Here is a 9,060-nt window from a genome sequence, read left to right as displayed (position 1 = left end):
GGGCAAAATATCGCTATGCAATTTCCATGCCATCGCCGGGCGAGGCGTGGCGTGGCCAGCCGCGTCTCAGCGGGCGGGCTCGACGCCCCCTGGCGCGGCCAGCCCGTTGCGCCGCAGGCAGTCCCGGAATGCCCGCAATTCGGCCACGCGCAAATCGTTCTGCACGCGCTCGCGGTTGCCCCAGTTCAGCGGGTTCTCCTGCCGCCCCAGCGCCTGCACGGCGGGGTCGTTGCGCGCCTCGGCGCGGCAGGCGGCATGGCCTGGCGGCTCGGGCGGCGTGGGCGGGGCCGGCGGCGGGGTGGCGCAGGCGGCCAGGAGGGGCAGCAGCAGAAGGGCTCGGGTCGGGCGCATCATTCGGCCTCCAGCCAGTCCTCGATCAGCCGGCGCGCGATGGAATCCAGCCGCGGCAGGCTGAAGCCGTGCTGCTCATGCGCGCGCAGCTCGGCGCGGGTGAACCAGCGGGCATCCCGCAGCTCCTCCGGGTCGATGGTGATCTCGTGGGAGAGCGCCTCGGCATGGAAGCCCAGCATGATCGAGGCCGGGAAGGGCCAGGGCTGCGAGGAATGGTAGTGCACCTCGCCCACCTGGACGCCCACCTCCTCCAGCACCTCGCGGCGCACCGCCTCCTCCAGGCTCTCGCCCGGCTCCACGAAGCCGGCCAGGGTGGAGTACATGGTGGTGGTGGGAAAGCGGGTGGAATGGCCGAGCAGGGCGCGCGCGCCATCCGTCACCAGCATGATCACCGCCGGGTCGGTGCGCGGGAAATGCTGCGCGCCGCAGGCGGTGCAGGCCATGGCGTTGCCGGCGCTGCGCGGCTCGCACACCCCGCCGCAGACGCCGCAGAAGCGGTGCCGCACGCGCCAGTGCATCAGCCCGCGCGCATGCGCCAGCACGCTGGCCTCGCCCGCCGGCAGCAGCCCGGCCACGGCGCGCAGGTCGGCGAAGGCGCCGAAGCCCTCGGGCAGCAGCGGCAGCGGGTCCTCGGCGGCGGAGCAATCCACGCTGAAGACCGGCCGGCCCTCCCAGAAGCCCAGGAAGGCCCAGGGGCCGCCGGCCATGCGCACCGCCTCGGCCGCCTCGGCCGAGAGCAGCACGGCCTCGGGCCGGCCCTCCTCGACCCCGCGCATCAGGCTGCGGCTGCGCCAGACCGGCACGAACAGCGCCTCGGGCGAGGCCATGGCGGCGGCGATGAAATCGGCCTCCTCCCGCCGGCCCGAGGCGCGGTCGAGGGGGCTGCCGGTGTAGGCATTGGGACGGGAAGCCGGGATGGACAGCATGCGGCCGCGACCCTGCCATGGGCCGGCGCGCACGGCAACTCGGCCCGATCGGGGATGCCCCCCTTGCCGCGGAGGGGGGGCGGCATGATATGGTGCCCTCGGAAGGTCGGCGGCGGACAGGCGCCTTGCCAACCCGGTCAGGTCCGGAAGGAAGCAGCCGCAGCGAGTTCCCGTCTGGGTCGTTCCGCCGGTCTTCCACCTTCTGAGGTTTTCACCTCTCGCTGAATGGCCCGCCGCGGCCAGCATCGGATCCGCCGCGCGCCATGCCAAGCGACACCCGCCCCGACCAGCTTGAACAGCCACCCGTGCCCGAGGGCGCCGGCCTGTTCGGCGACCCGCCGCCCCTCGAGGGGCCGGGCCTGTTCGGCGAGGCGGAGCCCGCCCCCTCTCCCGCTGCTCCGGCGCCCGAGCCGGCCGCCACGCCCTACCGGGTGCTCGCCCGCAAGTACCGCCCGCAGAGCTTCGCCGACCTGATCGGCCAGGACGCGCTGGTGCGCACCCTGCGCAACGCCTTCGCGCAGAACCGCGTGGCGCATGCCTTCATGCTCACCGGCGTGCGCGGCGTCGGCAAGACCACCACCGCCCGCATCATCGCCCGCGCGCTGAACTGCGTCGGGCCGGACGGAAATGGCGGCCCCACCGCCGAGCCCTGCGGCGTCTGCGCCGAGTGCCAGGCGATCCTGGCCGACCGCCACCCGGACGTGCTGGAGCTGGACGCCGCCTCCAACAACGGCGTGGACAACATCCGCGAGCTGCGCGAGGCGGTGCGCTACCGCCCGGCCCGCGCGCGCTTCAAGGTCTACATCCTCGACGAGGTGCACATGCTGTCGACGGCGGCGTTCAACGCGCTGCTGAAGACGCTGGAGGAACCGCCGCCGCAGGTGAAGTTCCTGTTCGCGACGACGGAAATCCGCAAGGTGCCGGCCACCATCCTCTCCCGCTGCCAGCGCTTCGACCTGAAGCGCGTGCCGCAGGAGGTGTTGCGCGCCCATTTCGCCCGCATCGCCGAGGCCGAGGCCGTGCCCGCCACGCCGGAAGCGCTGGCGATGATCGCCCGCGCGGCGGATGGCTCGGTGCGCGACGGCCTCTCGCTGCTCGACCAGGCGATCGCCCAGGCCGCCGGCAGCCCGGAGGGGGTGCAGGCGGAGCTGGTGCGGGACATGCTGGGCCTGGCCGACCGCACCCTGCTGTTCGACCTGCTGGAAGCCGCCTTCCGCGGCGACATCGCCGGCGTGCTCTCGGCGATGGATGCCGGGCATGAGCGCGGCGCCGACCCCGGCGTGGTGCTGGCCGACCTGCTGGAGCTGACCCATACCCTCACCCGCCTGCGCGCCGTGCCGGCGCTGCGCCAGGACCCCTCGCTGCCCGAGGCCGAGCGGGTGCGCGGCACCGCCCTGGCCGGGGCGCTGAGCATCCCGGTGCTGGGCCGCGCCTGGCAGGTGCTGCTGAAGGGCATCACCGAGATCGCCGAGGCGCCGGACCGCCGTGCGGCGGCCGAGATGGTGCTGATCCGCCTCGCCCACCTCGCCGAGATGCCGACGCCGGGCGACCTCGTGCGCCGCCTGACCGAGGGCGGCGCCACCGCGGCGGCGGGCGGCCCCCTGCCCTCCGGCGCCCCGGGTGGTCCCATGGGCGGCGGCAGCCGCGCCACGGCCAATGGTGCCCCCGTGGCAACGACGGTGATGGAGGCGCAGCCCGCCCTGGCCCAGCCGCGCGGCTTCCGCGAGGTGGTGGCGCTGGCCTCGGGCCGCGCGCCGATGCTGCACGCCCACCTGCTGCACAATGTGCATCTGGTGTCCTTCGCGCCCGGCCGCATCGAGATCCGCCAGCGGCCCGAGGCGCCGCGCGACCTCGCCGCCCAGCTCGCCGGCCTGCTGCTGGAGCAGACGGGGCGGCGCTGGACCATCAGCCTCTCCAACGCCGAGGGCGAGCCGACCATCGCGCAGCAGCGCAGCCACGTGGCGAGCGAGCGGCTGGAGATGGCGAAGGCCCACCCGCTGGTGCAGTCCATCCTGCTCGCCTTCCCCGGCGCCCAGGTGGAGGCGCTGCGCGACGACAGCCTGGATGAATACGGCCTGCCGCCGGCGCCCGAGGCGCCCGACGACGGCCCCGAATTCGCGCCGCCCGATGCCGAGCCGGCCGATCTCGACGATTTCCATTCCTCTGATCCCTATGGGGAGGACGCATGAAGAACCTTGCCTCGATGATGAAGCAGGCCCAGCAGATGCAGGCCAAGATGCAGGAGATGCAGGCCAAGCTGGACGCCATGACCGTGGAGGGCGCCGCCGGCGCCGGCATGGTCAAGGTGACGCTCTCCGGCAAGGGCGACCTGAAGCGCCTGGCCATCGACCCCAGCCTGATGGCGGCCGATGAGCGCGAGGTGCTGGAGGACCTGATCGTCGCCGCCCATGCCGACGCCAAGGCGAAGGTGGAGGCGATGATGGCCGAGGAGATGCAGAAGGCCACCTCCGGGCTGAACATCCCCGGCATGGGCGGCGGCGGCGGCCTCGGCGGCTTCAAGCTGCCGTTCTGAGCCGCCGGCCTTGAGCGTGCGCGGGCCGGACCAGGTCGAGCGGCTCGTCGCCATGCTGGCGCGGCTGCCGGGGCTCGGCCGCCGCAGCGCCCGCCGCGCCGCGCTGAAGCTGCTGCAGGACCCGGGCGGGCTGATGCTGCCGCTTGCCCAGGCCCTGCGCGAGACGGCGGAGGCCGTCCGCCCCTGCCGCGTCTGCGGCAATCTCGACACCCAGGACCCCTGCCGCATCTGCACCGACCCGGCGCGGGAGCACGACGTGCTCTGCGTGGTGGAGGGCGTCTCCGACCTCTGGGCGCTGGAGCGGGCGCATGTGCACCGCGGCCTCTACCACGTGCTGGGCGGCGTGCTCTCGGCGCTCTCCGGCGTCGGGCCGGACGATCTGCGCGTGGCGGATCTGCTGGCCCGCGTGGCGGAGGGCGAGGCGCGCGAGGTGATCCTGGCGCTGCCCGCCACGGTCGATGGCGCCACCACCGCGCACTACCTGACCGACCGGCTGCGCCCCACCGGCGTCATCGTCACGCGGCTGGCCCAGGGCGTGCCGATGGGCGGCGCGCTGGATGTGATGGATGACGGGACATTGGCCGCGGCGCTGAAGGCGCGGCGGCCGGCGTAGAAGAAGGGAAAGGGTTCTTTTTTGGAAAAAAGAACCAAAAAACTCTTGTTAGTCTGGCGCCGCGCTGGTTGGTGGCGCGGCGCCAGACTCGAAAAGTCTTTTTGCTTCTTTTTCTTCAGAAAAAGAAGATTCTTCCTTAATCCAACGCCCCGTGCTGCCGCAGGAACCCCAGCAGCGGCAGCAGCGGCAGGCCAAGGATGGCGCTGTGCTCCCCCTCCACCGCGCGGAAGAGCTGGATGCCCGGCCCCTCCAGCCGGTAGGCGCCGACGGAGTGCGTCACCGCCTCCCCCTCCAGCGCCAGGTAGCGGTCCAGGAAGCTGTCGGAGAAGTCGCGCATGGTCAGCCGTGGCGTGGCGACGTGCTGCCAGACGCGCTGCCCATGCCGCCACAGCACCATGGCGGTGAACAGCGTGTGCGTGCGCCCGCGCAGCGCCTGAAGCTGGGCGCGGGCGCCGGCCAGGTCCTCCGGCTTGTCGAACCACGCCCCCTCGCACACCAGGAGCTGGTCGGCGCCGATCACCAGCGCCTCCGGCTCCCGCCGCGCCACGCGCATGGCCTTGGCCTCGGCCAGCAGGATGGCGGCATCGGCCGGCGGTATGCCCTCGGCCCGGGCGGCCTCCTTCAGGCTGGCCTCGTCCACGGGCGCGGGCTGCGCGGTGAAGTCGAGCCCCGCCGCGCGCAGCAGCGCCGCCCGCGTGGCGGAGCCGGAGGCCAGGACCAGCCGGATCATGCGCCGATGCCGCCGGGCTTCGGCCCGCCCTGGCTGCGGCGGGCGTGCCAGGCCTCCATCAGCTGCAGCACGGTGGCGGCCGTCTCCTCGATCGAGCGGCGCGTGACGTCGATCACCGGCCAGCCATGGCTGGTGCAGAGCCGCCGCGCCGCCTGGATCTCCGCCTTCACCGCCTCGTGGTCCACATAGTCGTTGGTGTCCTGCCGCACGCCGCCGGCGCCGATGATCTTCAGCCGGTGGCGGCGGATGTCGATCAGCGCCGCCACGTCGATGGTGAGGCCGATCACCGGGCAGGGCGGGTTCTCCAGCTCCTCCGGCAGGGGGGAGGTCGGCACGATCGGCACGTTGGCGGCCTTGATGCCGCGATTGGCGAGGTAGAAGCAGGTGGGCGTCTTGGAGGAGCGGGAGACGCCCACCAGCACGCAGTCGGCCTCCTCGATGCCGGCAACGCCCTGGCCGTCGTCATGCGCCAGCACGTAGTGCATGGCGTCGATGCGGCGGAAATAGTCGGCGTCCAGCACGTACTGCGCGGCGCGCTTCTCCCGCGCCTGCTGGCCGAGCTGGGTCTGCAGCAGGTCCATCACCGGGTCCAGCACCGAGAGGCAGGGCACGCCGAGCTGCTGGCACACCTCCTCCAGCGAATGCCGCAGCGAGCGGTCCACCAGGGTGAACATCACCGGCCCCGGCTCCGCCTTGATGCCCTCCAGCACCTGCTCGAGCTGCAAATGGGAGCGGACCAGCGACCAGCGGTGATGGATGACATGCGGGTCCGCGAAGCGCGCCAGCGTGGCGCGCGCGATGGAGTTCAGCGTCTCACCCGTGCTGTCGGAGACGAGATGCAGGTTGAAGCTACGGTGTGACATCGGCTCCGATCGGCCTCGTGCGGCGTTTTTGCGCGGTGGAGAATAACGGGGATTGCTGTGGAGATTGGGGAAAACCTTGCCCCACCGGAACCCCCCCTGGGATAAGCGGGGATGGAATCCGCATTTCCGGGGGGCTGGGGTTTGTTGGGCACAGCGTGGCGCGAGACTCTGTGGAAAACGCCGGAAACCGGCCTTTGAGCTGGCTTTGTGCCCGATTCGCGCCTGTGGAGAACTTTGTGGACAGGAATTGCGTCCACTGCGTCCCCCTTATCCACAGGCCCTACGAGTCCCCCATCTTTCTTAAAGACTCTTTTTCATAGAAAGGGGCGCCATGGAAAACGCACCGAAGCCCTTGCTGCGCGCCCTCTCCGGCGAGGCGGTCTGGCCGCCACCCTTCTGGCTGATGCGCCAGGCCGGGCGGTACCTGCCGGAATACCGGGCGCTGCGGGCCCAGGCGGGCGACTTCATCCGCCTGTGCACGAACCCCGCCCTCGCCGCCGAGGTGACGCTGCAACCGCTGCGCCGCTACGGGATGGATGGCGCCATCCTGTTCAGCGACATCCTGATGCTGCCCTGGGCCATGGGGCAGCCGCTGCGCTACGCCGAGGGCGAGGGGCCGCTGCTGGAGCCGATCCGCGACGCGGAAGGGCTGGCGAAGCTGGACCCGGCAGGGGCGGCGGCACGGCTGGCGCCGATCTACGAGACGGTGTCGCGGGTGCGGGCCGGGCTGGCTCAGGAGGCGCCGAAGGCGGCGTTGATCGGCTTCGCGGGCAGCCCGTTCACGGTCGCCTGCTACATGGTGGAAGGCCGCGGCGGCGGCGAGTTCGCCCATGCCCGCCGCATGGCCTATGCCGACCCGGCGCTGTTCGGGAAGCTGATCCGCCTGCTTGTCGATTCGACAACGGAATATCTTCTCGCCCAGGCCGAGGCAGGGGCCGAGGCGCTGATGCTGTTCGACAGCTGGGCCGGCCTGCTCTCCCCCGCCCAGTTCCGCCGCTGGTCGATCGAACCCAGCGCCGCCATCGTCCGCAACATCCGCAAGGTCCGGCCGGACATTCCGCTGATCGGCTTCCCGCGGCTGGCGGGGCCGCTCCTGCCGGAATACGCGCAGCGCACCGGCGTCTCCACCGTGGCGATGGACACCGCCATGGACCCGCGCTGGGCCGCCACGGCGGTGCCGGCCGAGGTGGCGCTGCAGGGCAACCTGGACCCGCAGGCGGTGGTGGCCGGTGGCGCGGCGATGGAGGCCGAGGCGCGCTCGATCCTGGCCGCCATGCGCGGCCGGCCCTTCGTGTTCAACCTGGGCCACGGCATCGTCCCGCCGACGCCGCCGGAGCATGTGGCGGCGCTGGCACGCGTCATCCGCATGGGCTGAGAAGCCTCCTGGCGGGCCGCTGGCGGCCCTGTGGGCAACAGCGGCGGGGGGAGCGGCGTTTTCCGGGGCGACCCCCCTGGAGAACGCCCCATGCCCGTGCGCTACGACCCCTCGCTGGAACAGGTGCAGCCCGACGAGGCGGAGACCATCGCCTCCCTCACCGGCAGCCTGCGCAAGATCAGCGAGACCACCTTCGAGGATTATGGCCACGCCGTGCGCAGCGTGCATGCCAAGGGCCACGGCCTGCTGAAGGGCACGCTGCGGGTGCTGGGCCACCTGCCGCCCACCCTGGCGCAGGGGCTGTTCGCGCATCCGGCGGAGTATCCGGCGGTGCTGCGCTTCTCCACCAACCCCGGCGACGTGCTGGATGACAGCATCACCGTGCCGCGTGGCCTGGCGGTGAAGGTGATCGGCGTCGAGGGGGAGCGGCTGCCCGGCTCGGAGGCGGATGCGACGCAGGATTTCGTCATGGCCAACGCGCCGGCCTTCCTGGCGCCCGACCCCAAGGCCTTCGCCGGCAGCCTGAAGCTGCTGGCCCGCACCACGGACACGCCGCAGGGGCTGAAGAAGATGGTGTCTACCGTGCTGCGCGGTGCCGAGGCGGTGGTGGAGACCTTCGGCGGCGAGAGCGCCATGCTGAAGAGCATGGGCGGCCATCCCAGCACCCACATCCTGGGCGAGACCTTCTGGAGCCAGGTGCCGCTGCGCCACGGCGACTACGTGGCCAAGTACGCCATCGCTCCGCTTTCCCCGGCGCTGCTGGCGCTGAAGGACGCCAAGGTGGAGACCGGCGGCCGGCCGGACGCGCTGCGCGAGGAGGTGAAGGCCTTCTTCCGCGAGCAGGGGGGCGAGTGGGAGCTGCGCGTGCAGCTTCTCACCAACCGCGAGACCATGCCGGTCGAGGATGCCTCGGTGCCCTGGCCGGAGGAGGAGAGCCCCTACATCGCCGTGGCGCGCATCATCGTGCCGCCGCAGCCGGCCTGGGACGCGGAGCGGGTGCGGGAGATCGACGACGGCATGGCCTTCAGCCCCTGGCACGGGCTGGAGGCGCACCGGCCGCTGGGCGGCATCATGCGCGCCCGCCGGCCGGCCTACGAGGATTCCGCGCGCTTCCGCGGCACCCGCAATGGCTGCCCCGTCCACGAGCCGCGCCAGGGCTGAGGCATTGCCGCTTCAGCGCTGCGCGGCCATGAAGCGCGTCGCCATGGTGCTGTAGAGCGGCCGGCGGCAGACCAGGCGGGAGACCAGCAGCGCCACCAGGGCGGTGGCCATCAGCGGCACCGCCATGGCGTGGTTGCTGGTCATCTCCAGCACGATGACGGCGGCGGTGATGGGCGCCTGCACCACCCCGGCGAAATAGGCCACCATGCCGAGCAGCACCACCGCCGCGGCCGGCGCCCCCGGCAGCAGCGGCGGCAGCAGCGCGCCGATGCCCGCCCCCACCGAGAGCGAGGGCGCGAAGATGCCGCCCGGGATGCCGCTGAGGTAGGAGACCACGGTGGCCAGCAGCTTCCACAGCGCGAAATCGGCCGGCAGGCCGGGCTGCATTTCCAGCAGCATCCGCGCCTGCTCATAGCCCGTGCCGTAGCTGGTGCCGCCCGAGAGCCAGCCGATCAGCGCGAGCAGCACGCCGCACAGCGCCGCGAAGCCCGCCGGCCGCCGCCCGGCG

The 9,060-nt window shown here is 72.3% G+C and carries 10 protein-coding genes and 1 other RNA gene; 6 read left to right on the top strand and 5 right to left on the bottom strand.

Annotated elements, in window-relative coordinates; all coding sequences use genetic code 11:
- Positions 1-66 precede the first annotated feature (66 nt).
- Both ACZJYS_RS20125 and nudC read right to left on the bottom strand, forming a co-directional pair.
- The gene (locus ACZJYS_RS20125) at positions 67-351 is read right to left on the bottom strand and encodes a phosphoribosylamine--glycine ligase (RefSeq protein WP_245906110.1); all 285 of its coding nucleotides are present in this window, start codon (positions 349-351) and stop codon (positions 67-69) included.
- Positions 351-1,277, bottom strand: a complete 927-nt coding sequence (nudC, locus tag ACZJYS_RS20120) for an NAD(+) diphosphatase (protein WP_493180084.1) — start codon at positions 1,275-1,277, stop codon at positions 351-353. Before nudC ends, ACZJYS_RS20125 begins: the two co-directional genes overlap by 1 nt.
- A 104-nt stretch (positions 1,278-1,381) precedes the next feature.
- Here nudC and ffs point away from each other — a divergent pair.
- The 4 genes from ffs to recR all read left to right on the top strand — a co-directional run bounded on the left by ffs (position 1,382) and on the right by recR (position 4,423).
- An RNA gene (gene ffs / locus ACZJYS_RS20115) (signal recognition particle sRNA small type) lies at positions 1,382-1,473 on the top strand.
- A 67-nt stretch (positions 1,474-1,540) separates the two neighbouring features.
- Positions 1,541-3,466, top strand: a complete 1,926-nt coding sequence (locus ACZJYS_RS20110; protein ID WP_493180083.1) for a DNA polymerase III subunit gamma/tau — start codon at positions 1,541-1,543, stop codon at positions 3,464-3,466.
- Positions 3,463-3,810: a YbaB/EbfC family nucleoid-associated protein gene (locus ACZJYS_RS20105; RefSeq protein ID WP_109515774.1), complete on the top strand. Its 348-nt coding sequence runs from the start codon at positions 3,463-3,465 to the stop codon at positions 3,808-3,810. Before ACZJYS_RS20110 ends, ACZJYS_RS20105 begins: the two co-directional genes overlap by 4 nt.
- Positions 3,811-3,820: 10 nt before the next feature.
- Positions 3,821-4,423: a recombination mediator RecR gene (gene recR / locus ACZJYS_RS20100; RefSeq protein ID WP_408887526.1), complete on the top strand. Its 603-nt coding sequence runs from the start codon at positions 3,821-3,823 to the stop codon at positions 4,421-4,423.
- A gap of 136 nt (positions 4,424-4,559) precedes the next feature.
- Here the strand turns inward: recR and ACZJYS_RS20095 are convergent, their stop codons facing one another.
- Positions 4,560-5,153, bottom strand: coding sequence for a Maf family protein (locus ACZJYS_RS20095; protein ID WP_493180082.1), 594 nt, complete (start codon positions 5,151-5,153; stop codon positions 4,560-4,562).
- Positions 5,150-6,016: a pyruvate, water dikinase regulatory protein gene (locus ACZJYS_RS20090; protein WP_493180081.1), complete on the bottom strand. Its 867-nt coding sequence runs from the start codon at positions 6,014-6,016 to the stop codon at positions 5,150-5,152. The genes ACZJYS_RS20095 and ACZJYS_RS20090 overlap by 4 nt, the downstream gene beginning before the upstream one ends.
- A gap of 331 nt (positions 6,017-6,347) precedes the next feature.
- Here ACZJYS_RS20090 and hemE point away from each other — a divergent pair, with 331 nt between their 5' ends.
- Together hemE and ACZJYS_RS20080 are read left to right on the top strand one after the other, a co-directional pair.
- Positions 6,348-7,391, top strand: a complete 1,044-nt coding sequence (gene hemE, locus ACZJYS_RS20085; RefSeq protein WP_109515771.1) for a uroporphyrinogen decarboxylase — start codon at positions 6,348-6,350, stop codon at positions 7,389-7,391.
- A gap of 90 nt (positions 7,392-7,481) precedes the next feature.
- Positions 7,482-8,552, top strand: a complete 1,071-nt coding sequence (locus ACZJYS_RS20080) for a catalase family protein (RefSeq protein ID WP_493180080.1) — start codon at positions 7,482-7,484, stop codon at positions 8,550-8,552.
- Between the two features lie 12 nt (positions 8,553-8,564).
- On the opposite strand, the gene ACZJYS_RS20075 is transcribed toward ACZJYS_RS20080, so the two are convergent.
- The coding region (locus ACZJYS_RS20075; RefSeq protein WP_493180079.1) for a chloride channel protein at positions 8,565-9,060 on the bottom strand (496 nt) is incomplete at its 5' end.

This window comes from Roseomonas sp. TS2 (assembly GCF_058833935.1).
The sequence above is the reverse complement of the archived record's forward strand: the minus strand, read 5'-3'. Positions and strand labels throughout refer to the sequence as shown.